The organism is Paenarthrobacter sp. R1 (assembly GCF_030264015.1).
Taxonomy (GTDB): Bacteria; Actinomycetota; Actinomycetes; order Actinomycetales; family Micrococcaceae; genus Arthrobacter; species Arthrobacter ureafaciens.
Genome location: NZ_CP127115.1, coordinates 4,340,248 through 4,355,847 on the forward strand (window position 1 = coordinate 4,340,248; position 15,600 = coordinate 4,355,847).

The following is a 15,600-nucleotide window of genomic DNA, read 5'->3' on the forward strand; positions in this document are numbered from 1 at the left end:
CGAGGACGACGGCGGGAGTTTCCTCCCGCCGTCGTGAGCCTTAGGTTTCCCGTCCCGGGCTACGCGCGGCGCTCAGCCTTCAAGCCTGGAATGCTCGCCCAGTCGGTGCCATGAACGGTTGTGGTAAACCAGAGCATCGCCGGGTTCGCCCGCGTGGACGTCACGCAGCACCCGGGACTCCAGGGCGTGAACGGCGATGATCGTGGAGGTCCCTACCTCCATGCGATCGATGACGGCGCAGCGCACCCAGGCGCGGACGTCGTCATACACCGCTTCGCCGGTTGCAAGGGCCGACCAGCGGTGCGTCTGGTCAAAGCGGTCGGCGCCGGGGGTTGCGCCAAACTTCGCCAAGTCGACGTCGTGCGCGTCCAGCAGGTGCACGACGACGGTCTCGGCGCGGGAAAGCACATCCGACGCAGAGGACAGTGCCGAGACCGAGAAAATCAGCAACGGAGGTTCCGCGCTGACCGACACCACCGACGACACCGTCAGTGCCACCGGTCCTTCGCCGGCATCGGCCGTGATGACGGCGACACCTCCGGGGTGGCCACGGAACAATGCTTTGAAGTCGTCGGCCGAGAGGGAAGACGGGAAGCTTTGAGTCGGAGCCCCGAACCAAGTGTCTGCGGGGTAGGCGTGAAACATCGTTATGACGCCCTGGGGGCGGAGCGCGCGAGTTCCTCGCGAATGATGTTGGTCCCTGCGCTGAGGGCACTCAGCTTGGCCAGTGCGACGTCCCGGGGGAACGGTGCCATGCCGCAGTTGGAGCTGGGGATGAGCTTGTCCGCATCGACGAACTTGAGGGCCTTGCGGAGGGTGTCGGCGACCTCCTCCGGGGTCTCGATGGTCTCGCTTGCGACGTCGATTGCCCCAAGCATGACCTTCTTGCCGCGGAGGAGCTCGATGAGGTCCATGGGCACGTGGGAGTTCTGGCATTCCAGAGAAATGATGTCGATGCTGGAGCTCTGCAGCAGCGGGAACGATTCCTCGTACTGCCGCCACTGTGAGCCGAGCGTCGCCTTCCAGTCAGTATTGGCCTTGATCCCGTAGCCGTAGCAGATATGCACGGCGGTCTCCGCACGCAGCCCTTCTGCCGCTCTCTCAAGCGCAGCCACGCCCCAGTCTTTGACCTCATCGAGGAAGACATTGAACGCGGGCTCGTCGAACTGGATGATGTCCACGCCGGCCGCCTCCAGTTCTTTGGCCTCCTGGTTCAGGATCGTGGCGAACTCCCAGGCGAGCTTCTCGCGGCTCTTGTAGTGGTCATCGAAGAGCGTGTCCACCATCGTCATGGGACCGGGAAGAGTCCATTTGATCGGCTGGTCCGTGGCTGCGCGGAGGAACTTTGCGTCTTCGACGAATACCGGCCGCTCGCGGCGCACCGCTCCGACGACGGTCGGCACGCTGGCGTCGTAGCGATCGCGGATGCGCACGGTCTTGCGCTGTTCAAAGTCGACTCCGCTGAGATGCTCAATGAAGGTGGTGACGAAGTGCTGGCGGGTTTGCTCGCCGTCGCTGACGATGTCGATGCCGCGTCGGCTCTGCTCGTGGAGCGCGATACGCAGAGCATCCTGCTTGCCCTCGAGCAGCGCTTCTCCCTCCAGTTTCCACGGGGACCACAGAGTCTCTGGCTGTGCGAGCCAGGATGGTTTCGGCAGGCTTCCGACAACGGTGGTGGGCAAAAGTGTGTTCATGATTGACGATTCTCCGTGGGTCAGTTGACGAGGGCGGGGTAGTTGGCGGTCCACTGGTCCAACAGATCCTTGTGGGGCGTGATGAAGTGCTCCTCCGTGTACTTCGCCTGCGTGACTGCGAGCTGACTGCGCTCGACGCGGTCGTAAGCGATCTGGGTCCGCGAGAAATCCTGCTCTCCCAGGCTCGGTTGGTAGACGTGGGCGGCGGCGGAGTTTGCGTTGTAGATCTCCGGGCGGTAGATCTTCTGGAACGTCTCCATGGTGCTGATCGTGCCGATGAGCTGCAGGTTGGAATAGTCGTTGAGCAGGTCGCCGCGGAAGTAGAAGGCGAGCGGTGCAACGCTGCCGCGGGGCATGAAGTAGCGGACCTGCAGCCCCATTTTTGCGAAGTACGCGTCCGTCAGCGAGAACTCGTCTTGCTGGTACTCGACCCCCAGGACCGGGTGACGGTTTCCGGTTTGCCGGTACGTCTTGCTCGTGGAGACGCTGATGCAGACCACTGGCGGCTGCGGGAAGCGTTCCTGGCCTTCGGGGGAATCGAGGAAGTGCTGGAACAGTTTGCCGTGAAGATCGCCGAAGTCCTCGGGAACGGTGGGCTTGCCCGAGTCGTCTGCTGCCGCCGGCAGCACGACGCTGAAGTCGAAGTCACGGACGTAGGAGGAGAAGTTGTTTCCCACGATGCCTTGGTGACGGACTCCGTTCAGCAGGTCGAGGATCTGGATGTCGAGGACCTCGAACAGCGGGAACTGCTGATCCGTTCCGTCCTCGGTGAGCTGTATCTGCACGGAGACGATCTCAAGCTCGAGGGCGTAACGGTCCCGGTCCGGGTTATCCCAGTCTGCAAGGTCGTTAAAGCGGCGCCGCATCATGGTCAGGGCGTTGCGAAGATTCTCCTGGCGGTGCTCGCCCCGTGCCAGGTTGGCGAAATTCGTCGTGATCCGGGAGCCAACCGAGGGGGAGTAGTCCTCGTCGAAGCGGGTGGTGGTGATGCTGAAGGTGAAGTCGTCTGCCATGCGCTGCCAATCCGTGGTGATGGGCCGGGACGGCCTTTCAAAAAGGGGATGCATCCATGGTGCCGAGTTTCAGGGGGTATCAAGTAACTCGTGCTTACTATGCGTTCATATAGACTTTCCCTATGCCTCAGATTTCAAGCGGATTGACCCTGCAGCAGCTCCGCTACTTCATTGAAGTTGCCGCTGAGGGGTCGATCTCCGCGGCTGCCGATCTCCTCTACGTAGCGCAGCCGACAATGTCCGCAGCGATGAAGGAGCTTGAGGCCAGGGTGGGCCGTGCGCTCCTGCTTCGTTCAGCGCGCGGGGTCACCCTTACCGCCGATGGGGCAGAGTTCCTTGGCTACGCCAGGCAGGTCGTCGAGCAGTTCTCTCTCCTTGAGCAGCGCTACCTTGGCAGGCCACCAACGCGACGTCTGCTCGGAGTCTCAACGCAGCACTACTCGTTCGCGGTGGACGCCTTCGTCCGGATGGTCAAGGCCACTGAGGTGGCCGAGTACGAGTTCGCGCTCCGTGAGTCCCGCACCTGGGACATCATTGAGGATGTCCGGACACTCCGCAGCGAGATAGGTATCCTCTACCGAAACGATTTCAACCGGAAGGTTATCGATAAGCTGCTCCGGGAATCAGGGCTCGCGTTCACTCCGCTTTTTCTCGCCGATCCGCACATTTTCATTTCACGAAAGCACCCGCTCGCCTCCAAGGAGCGTGCGACTCTCGCTGACCTCGCCGGCTTGCCGCGTCTAACCTTCGATCAGGGTGCGAACAACTCTTTTTACTTCGCCGAGGAGATTCTCTCCACGCTGTCCAGTAAGCAGGAGATCCGGGTGTCCGACCGTGCCACGATCTTCAACCTCATGATCGGGCTCCACGGTTATACGATCTCGACGGGCATCATCAGCGGGGAGCTCGACCCGGAGATCGTAGCCATCCCGCTCGACGTTGACGAACGCATCGAGATCGGCTGGATCGGCCACGCCTCGATTCCGCTCACTGACCAAGCACAGCGCTACCTCGAGGAATTGCGCGCCGTGGTTGCTGAGTTCGGCGTAGCGCTACTCGACTGAATACGGTCGAGCGGACGGGTTGTTACCCTGTCGGTGATCCTGGTCTGCAGCCGGGCCGGTTGCCGCGGTCTTCGCGACCTCGGCCAGCTCAACCTTGATGCCGGCGTCGACGAATTTCCGGACTTGTTCAGGCTCGGCACCGTCGTCCGTGACGAGGGTCCATGGGAGCGCGAGCCGGGCCCACGCGTGGAAGGGCCGGAGTCCGAGCTTGGTCGAGTCGGCGAGGACGTAGACGTGGTTGCCGCGGCGGGCCATGAGTTCCTTCAAGCGGGTCTGGGCATGGTCGGCTTCGCAAATGCCGTCATCGGCCGTGACGGCGTCCGCGCCGAGGAAGACACGGTCGAAGCTCATTCGTTCCAAGGCCGCTTCAGCGAGTGGGCCCACAAAGCTTTGGCTGACACTCCGGAGGCGGCCACCGATGCAGTCCACTTCTATGCGGTCGGAATCGGCAAGTTCCTGCATGATGTTCAGGCCCGGTGTGGTGACGGACAGCTTCTCGAACTTTTGCAGTTCGTGGGCGAGGGCTCCGACGGTGGACCCGGCGTCGAGGAGGATGCTTTCACCGGGAACGATCACTGCCGCGGCCCAGCGGGCGATGGCGTGCTTCTGCTCGAATGCTTCGCCTGTTCGCTGCCGCAGCGATGCTTCGGGGTGGGCTCCCAGCGCCATAGCGCCACCGTAGGTGCGGGCCAGCCGGCCTTGGCTATTCAAGAGAGCCAGGTCGCGGCGGATGGTGGAGGCGGTCACCTCGAACCGGGCGGAGAGTTCCTCCACCGAGGCAAGGCCAGTGGTGACAGCGAGGTGGTAGATTTCCTCGCGCCGCGCGTTTGCGCTCAGCATTCCCGGTCTCCTTCCCGTGGCCGTGGTTACCATGCTAGTTCCGGCCCGGCGCAAGTACCCGCCGCACCGCCGCCCGCCCAGGCCACAAAGACCTAGCCGACCGGCGCGGGTCGGGTGGCCATTTCAGCCGCCTGGTGGAGCGCCTCGACCATGGACCGCGGATCGGCGATCGCCTTGCCGGCGATGTCGAACGCGGTGCCGTGGTCCACGGACGTCCGGATCACCGGCAGGCCCACGGTGATGTTCACTCCGGCTTCGATCCCCAGCACCTTCACGGGGCCGTGTCCCTGATCGTGGTACATGGCAACGACGAGGTCGTAGTCGCCGCGTCCGGCCAGGAAGAACAGTGTGTCCGCGGGCAGCGGACCTACCGCGTTGATTCCGGCTGCCTGTGCTGCTTTGACGCCGGGCTCGATCTTCTCCCCTTCCTCGCCCTGTCCGAACAGTCCGTTCTCGCCTGCGTGCGGATTGATGGCGCAGACGCCAATCTTCGGGTTGGGGATGCCCGCGCGGACCAGTGCCTCGTGGCCCCGGCGGATGGTGCGCTCCACCAGGTCAGGGTTGATCTTGCGCACGGCATCCACCAGCCCGATATGCGTGGTCACGTGGATTACCCGGATCTTGGGAGTGGAGAGCATCATGGATACTTCTTCGGTCCCCGTGAGGTGCGCCAGCAGTTCAGTGTGCCCGGGGTAGATGTGCCCCGCCGAGTGCAGCGCCTCCTTATTCAACGGCGCCGTGCAAATGGCCTGCACCTTACCTGCCATCGCAAGCTCGCCGGCCACCCGGATGTACTCATACGCGCCGTGCCCGGCCACGGAGGAGAGCTGCCCCCACGGCAGGTCTTCGGGCAATAACGCCAGATCGATCACGTTCACCCGGCCCGGCGTGAACACCGCGTCCTCCACGTTTTCGATGCTCTGGATATCGGCCTCAATGCCCAAAACGTCCGCGGCCTGGCGAAGGCGCAGCGCGTCGCCGATCACCACTGGACGGCACTCTGCGTTGCTCTGCGGATCCAGCACCGCGGCCACCACCACCTCCGGGCCGACCCCGGCGCCGTCGCCCATTGTCACGGCTACGTAGGGCAATTTGTTGTGCTCTGCTGTGGTGCTGGCGGTCGTTGTCATTTCTGCTCCAGTTGGTTCGAAAGTCGTGCGGGGGAAGTGGTAGGCACTGGCATGGATTGGCCGCGGCGCTCCCGTATTCCGTTGTATAGCTGCAAGAGGGCAAGCTCGTCGCCGAAGCTGCCGGGTTTGGTGCCCACGAGCGTTCCGTCATCGGCGCGGGTGAGTACCGCCCCGTGTTGCACGGCCGCGATCGGCACCAATTGTTGAATTCCGACGGCGTTCAGGACTTCCCGGGCTGTCTCACCGCCGGTGAGGATCAGGTCGGCCGTTGCTCCCCGTGCTGCTTGGGCTGCGAAGGCAGACAGGGACCGGACGATGCCGGCGGCCGAAGCCGGGTCCACGATTCCTTTCGCCATGGTGACGGCTACATCTGTGCCCGCCGCAAGGGATCGCTGCACGTCGTCAAGCTGTGTTTGATAGGCGCCGTTCACACCGGCGTGCTGCGGGTGCAGCCTCACCACGGTGAAAGTGTCCAGCCGCTCCAGTTGAGCCTGTGCTGTTGCCGAAGCAGAGCCGACGACGGCGAGCACCGGCCTCGCGCCGGGCTGCACTTCCGAGGTGGTTCCGTCTGCGTGCGATGATTGCGCGTTTTGCGCAGGTTGAGCGGCGGAATGTTGCGCAGCGAGGCGCCGCGCAAGGACGTCGGCGGTTCCGCCAGTACCCACGAGGACGATGCGGCGGTTGGAGGCCTGGAAGCCAAGATGCAGCAGCGCGTCCGCCACGTCCTGCAGGTCGTGGACCGTCTCGCCGTCCACCACGGTGATGGAGGGATGAACGGACTCCAGCGCGGCCGACATTTTCTGCGGCAGTAATCCTGAGCGGACCGCGGCCAGATCAAGAGCCTGCAGTGGCATGGAATCTTCAGAGCGGAACAACGACGGAATATCAGCGGGTGGTTCAAGAATCTCGGCCTGCCACAGCCTGGTATCCGCCAAAGCAGTGCCAGCCACCAAAGGCTTTCCATGCAAAACGGAGCGCTGCAGCTGGGGGAGAGCGCCGGCAACCACGGCGTGGAAGCCCAAGGCAGTCAGTGCCGCCACCTCGGCGCCGATGTTCCCGCGCCATAGAGAGTCGATCTTCTTGAAAGCAACCTTCGCCCCCAGCGCTGCAGGACAAGAGAAGGCGTCCCGAACCAGTGCTTCCGCCGTGGCATCGGGGAGCCCTCGTGAGTGCGAGTCGACGACCACAACGTCGGTGCCGGCCATCGCGAAGGGGGAACCGCCGTCGCGCGTTCCAAGCACGACCTGGGCGGAAAAGCCGTGCTGGACGAAGCAATAGCCAACCTCGGCGGCGCCGGAGAAATCGTCGGCTTGCACAAAGACGGAAACCACGTCGCTCCTCTCGTCCGTGTCGGCAGGTACCCGCTGTTCAGCGGGAAGCTTTCCAGCATTCTGGCATGGCTGCGCGAATCACGCTAGATGATTGCGCAAAATGCGCACACGTAGCAAAGAGATGGACACCTTCCCGCGAATGATGCGGTCCCATTTATTCCCTGCCCCTTAAGCCGGCCGCGGAAGATCCGGGCCTTGGCCGCCCTCGGCGCTGAAAGAGAGTACACTGGGAATATGTCGGGACATCGTGACAAGAACGCAGGATCCCCGAGCAATGAGCCCACTCCCGCAAATGCGCCCGTGAAAACCACTGATGCAACCCAAAGTCACATTGATGAGGACGCCGCGGAGAGCTGGGACAACGAGGGCGGCCACGACCGTGCTGCATCCGCAGAACGGTTAGACGGCAGTGACCCTCCCTAGGTGTCCCGGACTCGGGCCGTCTAAATTCCAGTCGCCGCCGTTCCCACGTTTTCGCGGATCCGACAGTGCATCCTCAAGAAACGTTGGCGCACGCCATGACCACCACCCCATACCAGCCCACCCAAGCCGATAGCGCCCTAAGTCTTAGCGGTGTCCTCGCATCAGCTTTGCCGCATGACATCGGCACAGCGAAAGGTTCGGCCCTCTACACCGTCCCGGCTGTCTTCTCACGCAGACCTCAACCCAGGGAACTTGACCTTCTTCACAGCAGTGACGCTGCCCGGCGTCTCGCCGAAGCCGGCTACAGCGAGGTTGAACTCCGCGTCTCGGACCGGCGTCTCCTCATCACCAACACCAACTTGGAAGAACTCAAAGCAGGTCTGGCCCATCTCGTGGGCACGATCCTGCGGGAAGTCTCCGAGCAGGCTTCAGTTGAGCGCACCAACCGGGCAGAGGAAATGGACGCCTTGGCCTTGATCGAGGAACACCGCCTCGAAGCGGTACGTGCATCCGCGGCAGAAGTCCGCTTCGACTGAGGAAGCAGTGCCAAAAGTCCTCCGGGACGGCAAAGGCCTGGGAGTGCGTTGGCGTTAAAACTGGGCGCCTTCATCCAAGCGGTACCCGTGGCGGCCCTGCTGGTGAACTAAATCTTAACCGGGCATGTCGCGGTGTGGCGCGCCCTCGGGGTGATGCCGGGGTGCGATAACAACGGAGCATATGAGGGGGGATGGATGGAGTATGGCTGCTAATGATTCCCGGAGTTTTTACACGCGTGGTGATTCTTTGAGCGTGGGAACTTCACGACAGCACATAGAAAGCGCTCTCGCGGAATCCGGGGCTACGGACGTCCTTTTCAGTCAACGCGGGCACTTGCACGCCCTTGCGTTCCGGTCTCAGGGACGGCAATTCCGGATCATCCTTTCTGCACCGCGTCCTCCGGGAAACCCGGCCCTGCCTGGTGAAGCGGCGATCTGGTCCAGACATGAAAGTACCTCTAAGACTCTTGAACTCGATGCCCGCAGGCTTTGGCATGCCTTCGCCCTCTCCATTGACGCCAAGCTGGCAGCCGCGGCAGCAGGAGTTGCGACCCTCGAATCGGAGTTTCTTGCCCACGTTGTTCTTCCGGGGAACCACACAGTGATCGACGAACTCGAACCTGTTATCGCGTCTTCCTACCAGTCCGGCCAGCCTCCCCTCATCAGAACCGCCACACCACCGCTGGATGGATAACAGAGGGAACCCTCGGCGCCGTGCGCGGGGATGGTACCGGCGGCAAACGACGAGGAGAGCCACGCAGGGGACGTGGCCGCAGTCAAGGCGATGGCCGGAGGTATCGCTGGCTGTGTGACTACAGCCCGGGTCCGCTTCGGGGAAGAGGAATCGAGAAACCATAGCTAATGATTCACGAGGCTATCTCTCCGTGGAAATGTTCAGCCCAGCTTATCCATCAAGTCATCGGCGACCCGGCGAAGGTCTTGGGCCCAGCCTGTGGAACGGTTGGGGGCTGTTGTGTTGGCTTCAAAATTAGTCAGGGCCATGGCCAGGTGCTCGAGGGCTTCGGAAAGGTTAGCCTTCACGGCTGTGTATCCTTCCTCGGACCGGGGGTCTGCTGACGCCGTGGATAGTTGCTCGGCGCCAGCTTTGACGATGAGTGAGGCTTCGAACTCGTTCATGGGACCTCGCAATTTTGACCGGAGAACAAAACGTTCACCGGTTCCAACCGTACACCGCGGATCAGGCGCACGGCCCTGATAGTCGGAGAGTAATGAGGACCGCGGGCATATGCTTTTGGTGTCAGACAGGCGTGTCCTTCCGCGGCGGGGTAAACCATCCTCTGTTTTCGGTTATCAGGTCCTCAAATGCCCATGCCAGAACCTGTTGTTCGCCCACGGAGAGGTCCAGGGCCCGGTGCAAATAGGCGTTAAAGTTTGATCTAAAGGTTAGACCGCCATATGACCAGTAGTGGAGCCAGAGTTCATCAGTGCCGAGGTGATGCAGGTTCAGATTTTCGAGCGCTCCTGGGTTTCCGCTGTACATGACTGCCCTCCGTAATCCGACGGCGGCGTCACAGGTGTGTCAGCCTAGCTGTAGTTCCCATGGAGGTTGTGAACAGCGTGGCGTGATGTAAAAGGCGAAAGCCTCCGGTATCGATTTGGGTTACCACACTCATCTCGACGCCAGGAGGCTCTCGTTGTCCTACGTTACCCATGCCAACGCCGATCTGACACCTAAGGCCAGGGCGAAGCTGGCCCGTTTGGTCGTTGAGGAGGGCTGGACGTTGCGCCGGGCCGCGGAACGTTTTCAATGCTCACCAGCGACGGCCAAGAAGTGGGTGGACCGCTACAGGGTCCGTGGTGAGGACGGCATGGCTGACGCGTCCTCCCGCCCGCGGCGGAGCCCGAAACGCACCCCCGTACGCACCGAATGCCGCATTGTGGGGTTGAGGTTCAATCGGCGGTGGGGACCGCACCGGATAGCGGCCCACCTGGGCTTGGCCCGCTCCACCGTCGGCAAGGTCCTGACTCGGTACCGGATGCCCCGGCTGGCCTGCCTGGATCAGGGCACCGGTCTGCCCGTTCGCACACCTGCACCGCAGCGCTACGAGCACGAGAACCCTGGAGACCTGATCCACGTGGACATCAAGAAGCTTGTGCGCATCCCCGACGGCGGCGGACACCGCGCCCTCGGATGCGCCAAGGGGCAGCGTAACCGCCGTGCCGGGACCGGTTATGCCTACCTGCATCATGCCGTCGATGACCACACCCGGCTCGCGTACTCCGAAATCCTCAACGACGAAAAGAAGGAAACGGCCGCCGCCTTCTGGCTGCGAGCCGCCGCATTCTTCGCCGCCCACGGCATCACCGTCAAAGCGGTGCTCACGGACAACGGGTCCTGCTACCGCTCCCGGACCTTCGCAGCAGCCCTGGGACCGCACCTCAAACACCGGCGCACCCGCCCCTACCGACCCCAAACCAACGGCAAGGTGGAACGCTTCAACCGCACCCTCGCCACCGAATGGGCCTACGCCCGGACCTACACCTCAGAAACCGAGCGCGCCGCCACCTACCCGGCATGGCTCCACCATTACAATCATCACCGAACCCATACCGGCATCGGAGGCAAAACCCCATCAGCCGCGTTCACAACCTCAGTGGGAATTACACGGGTGTGTCCGATAAACGGTGGATCTGGTTTGGCGTTCATTAGTTGATTCGGCCTTCGAATGCGATCGCGAACGCGTTCAGCGCCGGCTTCCATCTCGTCGCCCAGCGTGCCCTGCCGCGCCCGGTCGGGTCAAGCGAGCGGGTCACGAGGTAGAGGCATTTCAGCGCGGCGGCGTCGTTCGGGAAGTGCCCGCGCGCCCGGACTGCTCTGCGGTACCGGGCGTTGAGTGACTCGATCGCGTTCGTGCTGCAGATGATCCGGCGGATTTCCACGTCCCAGTCCAGGAACGGCACGAACTCGGACCAGGCGTTCTGCCAGAGCTTGCTGATCGCCGGATACTGTTGACCCCATTTCGCGTCGAACTCCACGAATCGCTCACGAGCGGCCGCTTCGGTCGGCGCCGTGTAGACAGGACGCAGGTCCTTGCCCATCTCTTCCCAGTAGTGGCGGGACGCGAACCGGAACGTGTTGCGGATCAGATGGATGATGCAGGTCTGCACCGTCGCGAGCGGCCAGGCGGTGTTGATCGATTCCGGCAGACCCTTCAGCCCGTCACAGACGACGATGCACACGTCCTCGGCGCCACGGTTCTTGATCTCCGTCAACACGCCGAGCCAGAACTTCGCCCCCTCCCCGCCATCGCCGGCCCAGATCCCGAGGATGTCGCGCTCCCCGTTCACAGTAACGCCCACGGCGATATAGAACGGCTTGTTCCGCACCTGGCCGTCTCGGACCTTCACCACCAGAGCATCGATGAACACCACCGGGTAGACGCGATCCAGCGGACGGTTCTGCCATTCGGTCATCTCCTCGATGACCTTGTCGGTGATCCTCGAGATCGTGTCCTTCGACACCGACGCCCCGTAGACATCGTCGAAGTGCGCCGCGACCTCGCCGGTCGTCAGCCCCCGCGCGGTCAACGACAGCACGATCTCATCGACGCCGGTCAGGCGCCGCTGCCGCTTCTTGACGATCTTCGGTTCGAACGACCCCTCACGGTCTCTGGGAACGTCGATCTCGACGGGACCGACCTCGGTCAGCACCGTCTTCGATCGGATCCCGTTGCGAGCGTTCTCGGCGATCGTGTTGCCGTGCTTCTCGTAGCCAAGATGCTCGGTCATCTCCGCCTCGAGCGCTGTCTCCAGCACCCGCTTGGTGAGCCCGTTCAGCACCCCGTCGGGGCCGACGAGGTCGACACCCTGTTCCTTCGCCTGCTTCAGCAGCTGCTCCGCGAGCTGCTGCTCATCGATGATCTCTCCCGTCACAGGATCGATCATCTCGATGACATCGGTCATCGCCCTTCCTTTCGGTCAGGCCAGACCAGATCCACCGTTAATCAGACAGTCCCAATTACACCTAGAGGTGGTTCGCTGGCCCTGTTGTTGACAGGGAAGAGTGTCGCTTCCAGTCACACTGCCGGTGAGGCCATCGATCGTGTTGGACTTCTCTAAGAGTGAGTATCCTGGACTGATTTCCCTTGCTTCTGCGCTGGTAGGGGCGCATGCTGTGAGCTGGAGTGACCCCGGGTAATCGGCCGGGTCGATCAAGGGGCGCCGCATGGACGAGTTGTGTAGTCGTATTCGTTATACGCACATGGCACCGCTGGCGGGCTTCCGCGAAGCAGTGGTGAATGCCGGGGACGGGCGGGCCCGTCACACGTGGCGGCTGGGTCCTGTCCCTTCTATGGAGAACGGCTTCATTCAAGTCACCATAGTCGCTGACCTGATGGGTGTAGCTTGGCTCACGTCAGGTCGCGGCCCGGACGGCATGACCGTCACGGTGCTCGTCGTTGGTCACCGTGCTGATACCGGCATTCGGGTCGCAGTGACAACGGCTGAGAGTGACGCTTGGCTTCTGGCGCTGCTGGATCGGAAGTGGAACGCTCTTGCCTACCGCCTCGTGGAAACTGCCAAGGGTGGGCATGGTCCGTCTGCGGCCACCTACAGGCTCTTTCTGGACCAGCAACAACACGCGATAGCCAGGCCCGATGAGATTCCCGAAGACGGCTATAGGCTTATGCAGGACCACCCGACACGATGACGCCAGCCAGTGGCACGTTGACTGGGCGGAGCTTCTGGCTGTAGTCCCGCTCACCCCCGGGCTTTCACAGCACGTACTGCAGAATAGGCGCAGTGACCAGTACCGGAAGCCTGCTCAATAAACCGAAGTCCGTCGTGCGCCGCATAGTGAATGTGTTGTTCGCCGTCGTGCTAATGCTGTTGGGCGCCGCCCTGATGATCACCAGCTATCAGCAAGTCGACGCCGACGAAGAGCTCGCCCGCACCGGCGTCCACGTCGCCGGAACCATCACCTATTTCAGCGACGCGAGGAAGGCGTCGAACCGGGACATCACGGTGGAATTCGTGGCGGCCGACGGCGTGAATCGCTATGCCCATGCCCCCTTGGATCATGAGCAGCACCCGTACATTGGCGAGCAGGTTACCGTCTCCTATCGCGAACAACAACCAGATCAGGCAGTCGTGCTCGGCTATGGAAGCAACAGGGAATTTCTGGGTGGTGTCGGCCTGATCTTGACGGTAGTTTTTACAACGTCCGGCCTCGCCCTCTTCGTTTCAGGGTTGCGGAGGCGGCGACGGGCCACGGCCAGTGGCGGCTCCGGGCCTGAACGCTGACCAAGCCCCCAACAGGCCTGCCGGCAAACTATTTGGTTGCGGCCGCGTGCTTTGCCTTGTAGCGGTTCCGTCGTGCCCGGAGGTATAGCGCTCCGATGGCAGCAACGATGACGGGAACTGTAATGCCCAGAGGAGCAGCCCAGTCCTTGGTGACGTCGCTGACGACTTTGAGGATGCTGACGTTGACGTTGATGTTGCGTGTGTAGGTTTCAACTTCGAATTCGCCGTCGACGTTCGGAATGGGGGCGATCAGCCGGAGGGTCAGCGTTTGCGTGCCGGGTTTGTTGGGTGTGATGTACCAGCCCCATTCGCCAACCTCGTCGCTTGGCAAGGCGATAACGCCTGAGGAATCGCCACGCCGTTCGATGTCGAAGCCTTCACCGGTGAGGTCGGCGCGCATGAGGGCGCAGATCCGAGGGTGTTCGGTGGCTACCGGACTGCCGCTGGGGAAGCCTGTGGCCGGGTTCTCTTCCGCGCCGTGCAGGGCGACCCGAAGGATGAATTCCTCGCGGCTTCCCAGTTCCATGGCTGCCGGAGGTGAGTAGGCAACTGTGCCCTTGAGGCATTTCTCCAGATATTCCTGAACATCACTTCCAGGCTCGGCGGAGGACGTTGCCGTGGGGTCCGGCGTCGCGGTGTCGCTGGGGACGGGGCTGCCGGAATTGCTGCCGCTGGCTGTTGGAGTCGTGGAAGGAACAACAGGGGTTCCTGTTGGCTTTGGCGTGCCGGTTTCTGTTGGCGGCGGTTGTGCCTGCTTTATCTGGAGCTCGATGGCTTGTGACTCGCCCTGGGCGTTCGTGATTCGGGCGGTGTAGGTTCCGGGGGCCGGATAGGAGTGGTTCGTGCCGGCGCCGCATGGGAATGTGATGGGGGCGGTTCCGTCTCCGGCGTCGAAGGTGCAAACCGCCGACGGCGGATACGTCACCTTTGGGTTGAAAGTGCATGATGACGTTTTGCATACTGCCGAATAACTCACCGACAGCACCCCAGCATTCGTCGGTGCGGGTTTGTCTGGGGCGAAATCCGGAAGCGGACGTGAGGTGGGGGTCGGAGTCGACGGTGGCAGGACGGCCTTTTGGCTGGGGGCTGGGGGGAGAGGCGCTACCCCGGTGGCGGTGAGGCCCACTCCCAGGGCGGACGCCAAGCCAAGCAGCAATGCGCCGGCCCCCCGACTCCAGCGACTTATTCCGCTCACGCGCTTCGGCAAGTAGAGCATGGCATACCGAACCCATTGAGTATCCGCGACGGTGCACGTCCTTTAGGGGCAGTTTGCGCCCTCACGTGGCCGGATTCAACCATCGATTTTATTGTGGGATGAAGTGGGAGAACGCCATCAGTGGGGGTGAAGCCACAGGCGTTCCTCCGCAAAGGTCCTGTGTTATGGGTGCCCCTCCGGCGGTCAGTTGGCGTTGACGGGGCCGAACGTTGCACCGGCGTCGGTGGACACCATGAGCTCATCAACGGTGGCCACCCACAGGGACGGACTCCCGCCGGATCCGTTTCCTGCCGCGATGGCCTGGACCTCGGATGCGACGCGGCCTTTCCTGGTCCAGGTAACACCGGCGTCGGCGGAGTGGTACGTGGTCCCGTCCGGAGCAACTCCGAAGGCTTCGGTGGGGTCCGCGAACGCTGCGAACTGGATCACTGGTCCGTCCGGGACCGCTTTCCAGGTCTTCCCGCCGTCGGTGGATCGCTGGATACCGTTCTCGGTGGTGGCCAGCACCGTGTCAGAGCCGGCATGTCCGGCCAGGACGGCGGGGGCGAAACCGGCAGCAGCGACCTCCCAGGCTTTCCCGTCAGCACTCCCGCGCAGTTGGCCGTCGTAGCCGACAATCCCGGACTTGGTGACTGTCAGGGCGTGGAAGTCTGATTCTCCTTGCCGGGAGAGCGGTGCCCAAGTCTTCCCGCCGTCGGTGGATTTCATCAATCCCAGCGGGTCGGGCAAGGACGATCCGGGCCCGGGATGGCCGGAGGTGTAGAAGACGTCACCGGCGCCAACGGTGAAACCCATGAGGTCGTTCGTGTCACCGATCTTGGTCGCGGGGGTAACAGTAACGTCAAACAAACCCTCGTGGGTGGCGAGCAGGACCTGGCCGGACTCACTGTTGACGGCCAGCGCGTGCACGTGGTTGCCGGGCAGCGCGTTGTCCGTCATCCCATGTGAAGACTCTGCAGGGCCGGAAGACGGAGAGGGCTGGGTGCAGGCAGCCATGGCAGGAAGGAAGGCGAGGAGTGCGGCGACTCCTGCGGCCCGGTATAACGACGGTTTGGCTAAAGGCATGGGAAGCTCCAGGGCTCGATGGCGGG

At 62.7% G+C, this 15,600-nt stretch carries 15 protein-coding genes and 1 pseudogene; 6 read left to right on the forward strand and 10 right to left on the reverse strand.

The window, feature by feature from the left end; all coding sequences use genetic code 11:
- Positions 1-72 precede the first annotated feature (72 nt).
- The 3 genes from QN084_RS20655 to QN084_RS20665 are packed head-to-tail and all read right to left on the reverse strand — an operon-like array spanning position 73 to position 2,707.
- Complete coding sequence (locus QN084_RS20655) at positions 73-645, reverse strand: flavin reductase family protein (RefSeq protein WP_069695646.1); 573 nt, start codon at positions 643-645, stop codon at positions 73-75.
- Between the two features lie 2 nt (positions 646-647).
- The gene (locus tag QN084_RS20660; protein ID WP_069695645.1) at positions 648-1,694 is read right to left on the reverse strand and encodes a methionine synthase; all 1,047 of its coding nucleotides are present in this window, start codon (positions 1,692-1,694) and stop codon (positions 648-650) included.
- Between the two features lie 20 nt (positions 1,695-1,714).
- Positions 1,715-2,707 (reverse strand): DUF1852 domain-containing protein, encoded by a 993-nt coding sequence (locus tag QN084_RS20665; protein WP_031216727.1) that lies wholly within the window; start codon positions 2,705-2,707, stop codon positions 1,715-1,717.
- Positions 2,708-2,829: 122 nt separating this feature from the next.
- Between QN084_RS20665 and QN084_RS20670 the strand changes: the two genes are divergently transcribed.
- Positions 2,830-3,771 carry a LysR family transcriptional regulator gene (locus tag QN084_RS20670; protein ID WP_021473043.1) on the forward strand — a complete coding sequence of 314 codons (942 nt, stop codon included), beginning with the start codon at positions 2,830-2,832 and terminating at the stop codon, positions 3,769-3,771.
- Here QN084_RS20670 and QN084_RS20675 read toward each other — a convergent pair.
- From QN084_RS20675 to QN084_RS20685, 3 genes are all read right to left on the reverse strand, one after another.
- Positions 3,760-4,611, reverse strand: coding sequence for a DeoR/GlpR family DNA-binding transcription regulator (locus tag QN084_RS20675; protein ID WP_259362961.1), 852 nt, complete (start codon positions 4,609-4,611; stop codon positions 3,760-3,762). The genes QN084_RS20670 and QN084_RS20675 overlap by 12 nt on opposite strands.
- A 92-nt stretch (positions 4,612-4,703) precedes the next feature.
- Entirely contained in the window at positions 4,704-5,741 is a 1,038-nt protein-coding gene (gene pdxA / locus QN084_RS20680) for a 4-hydroxythreonine-4-phosphate dehydrogenase PdxA (protein ID WP_083262006.1), read from the reverse strand.
- On the reverse strand, positions 5,738-7,072 hold the full coding sequence (locus QN084_RS20685) for a four-carbon acid sugar kinase family protein (RefSeq protein ID WP_083262007.1): 1,335 nt from the start codon (positions 7,070-7,072) through the stop codon (positions 5,738-5,740). The genes pdxA and QN084_RS20685 overlap by 4 nt, the downstream gene beginning before the upstream one ends.
- Before the next feature lie 518 nt (positions 7,073-7,590).
- Between QN084_RS20685 and QN084_RS20690 the strand changes: the two genes are divergently transcribed.
- Positions 7,591-8,031 (forward strand): hypothetical protein, encoded by a 441-nt coding sequence (locus QN084_RS20690; RefSeq protein WP_069695644.1) that lies wholly within the window; start codon positions 7,591-7,593, stop codon positions 8,029-8,031.
- A 253-nt stretch (positions 8,032-8,284) separates the two neighbouring features.
- Positions 8,285-8,725, forward strand: a complete 441-nt coding sequence (locus QN084_RS20695) for a hypothetical protein (RefSeq protein ID WP_225740040.1) — start codon at positions 8,285-8,287, stop codon at positions 8,723-8,725.
- 200 nt (positions 8,726-8,925) lie between these two features.
- Here QN084_RS20695 and QN084_RS20700 read toward each other — a convergent pair whose 3' ends face one another.
- Positions 8,926-9,168, reverse strand: coding sequence for a hypothetical protein (locus tag QN084_RS20700; RefSeq protein WP_021473036.1), 243 nt, complete (start codon positions 9,166-9,168; stop codon positions 8,926-8,928).
- Positions 9,169-9,686: 518 nt separating this feature from the next.
- Between QN084_RS20700 and QN084_RS20705 the strand changes: the two are divergent.
- Positions 9,687-10,702: pseudogene (locus QN084_RS20705) on the forward strand (IS481 family transposase).
- Here the strand turns inward: QN084_RS20705 and QN084_RS20710 are convergent.
- Positions 10,699-11,937, reverse strand: a complete 1,239-nt coding sequence (locus QN084_RS20710; RefSeq protein ID WP_168529793.1) for an IS256 family transposase — start codon at positions 11,935-11,937, stop codon at positions 10,699-10,701. The pseudogene QN084_RS20705 and the gene QN084_RS20710 sit on opposite strands and share 4 nt — an antisense overlap.
- Before the next feature lie 316 nt (positions 11,938-12,253).
- Between QN084_RS20710 and QN084_RS20715 the strand changes: the two genes are divergently transcribed.
- A complete protein-coding gene (locus tag QN084_RS20715) occupies positions 12,254-12,700 on the forward strand; it encodes a hypothetical protein (protein WP_139126900.1) in 447 nt (148 codons plus the stop codon).
- 92 nt (positions 12,701-12,792) lie between these two features.
- Positions 12,793-13,293 carry a DUF3592 domain-containing protein gene (locus QN084_RS20720; protein WP_069696423.1) on the forward strand — a complete coding sequence of 167 codons (501 nt, stop codon included), beginning with the start codon at positions 12,793-12,795 and terminating at the stop codon, positions 13,291-13,293.
- A 28-nt stretch (positions 13,294-13,321) separates the two neighbouring features.
- Here the strand turns inward: QN084_RS20720 and QN084_RS20725 are convergent, their stop codons facing one another.
- Positions 13,322-14,218 carry a hypothetical protein gene (locus QN084_RS20725; protein ID WP_069696424.1) on the reverse strand — a complete coding sequence of 299 codons (897 nt, stop codon included), beginning with the start codon at positions 14,216-14,218 and terminating at the stop codon, positions 13,322-13,324.
- Between the two features lie 474 nt (positions 14,219-14,692).
- On the reverse strand, positions 14,693-15,574 hold the full coding sequence (locus tag QN084_RS20730; protein WP_069696425.1) for a F510_1955 family glycosylhydrolase: 882 nt from the start codon (positions 15,572-15,574) through the stop codon (positions 14,693-14,695).
- Positions 15,575-15,600 lie beyond the last annotated feature (26 nt).

Bases quoted from the DNA above. Each gene is read 5' to 3' on its own strand.
- QN084_RS20655 (WP_069695646.1), bottom strand. From the start codon at position 645: ATGTTTCACGCCTACCCCGCAGACACTTGGTTCGGGGCTCCGACTCAA.
- QN084_RS20660 (WP_069695645.1), bottom strand. From the start codon at position 1,694: ATGAACACACTTTTGCCCACCACCGTTGTCGGAAGCCTGCCGAAACCA.
- QN084_RS20665 (WP_031216727.1), bottom strand. From the start codon at position 2,707: ATGGCAGACGACTTCACCTTCAGCATCACCACCACCCGCTTCGACGAG.
- QN084_RS20670 (WP_021473043.1), top strand. From the start codon at position 2,830: ATGCCTCAGATTTCAAGCGGATTGACCCTGCAGCAGCTCCGCTACTTC.
- QN084_RS20675 (WP_259362961.1), bottom strand. From the start codon at position 4,611: ATGCTGAGCGCAAACGCGCGGCGCGAGGAAATCTACCACCTCGCTGTC.
- pdxA (WP_083262006.1), bottom strand. From the start codon at position 5,741: ATGACAACGACCGCCAGCACCACAGCAGAGCACAACAAATTGCCCTAC.
- QN084_RS20690 (WP_069695644.1), top strand. From the start codon at position 7,591: ATGACCACCACCCCATACCAGCCCACCCAAGCCGATAGCGCCCTAAGT.
- QN084_RS20700 (WP_021473036.1), bottom strand. From the start codon at position 9,168: ATGAACGAGTTCGAAGCCTCACTCATCGTCAAAGCTGGCGCCGAGCAA.
- QN084_RS20710 (WP_168529793.1), bottom strand. From the start codon at position 11,937: ATGATCGATCCTGTGACGGGAGAGATCATCGATGAGCAGCAGCTCGCG.
- QN084_RS20715 (WP_139126900.1), top strand. From the start codon at position 12,254: ATGGCACCGCTGGCGGGCTTCCGCGAAGCAGTGGTGAATGCCGGGGAC.
- QN084_RS20730 (WP_069696425.1), bottom strand. From the start codon at position 15,574: ATGCCTTTAGCCAAACCGTCGTTATACCGGGCCGCAGGAGTCGCCGCA.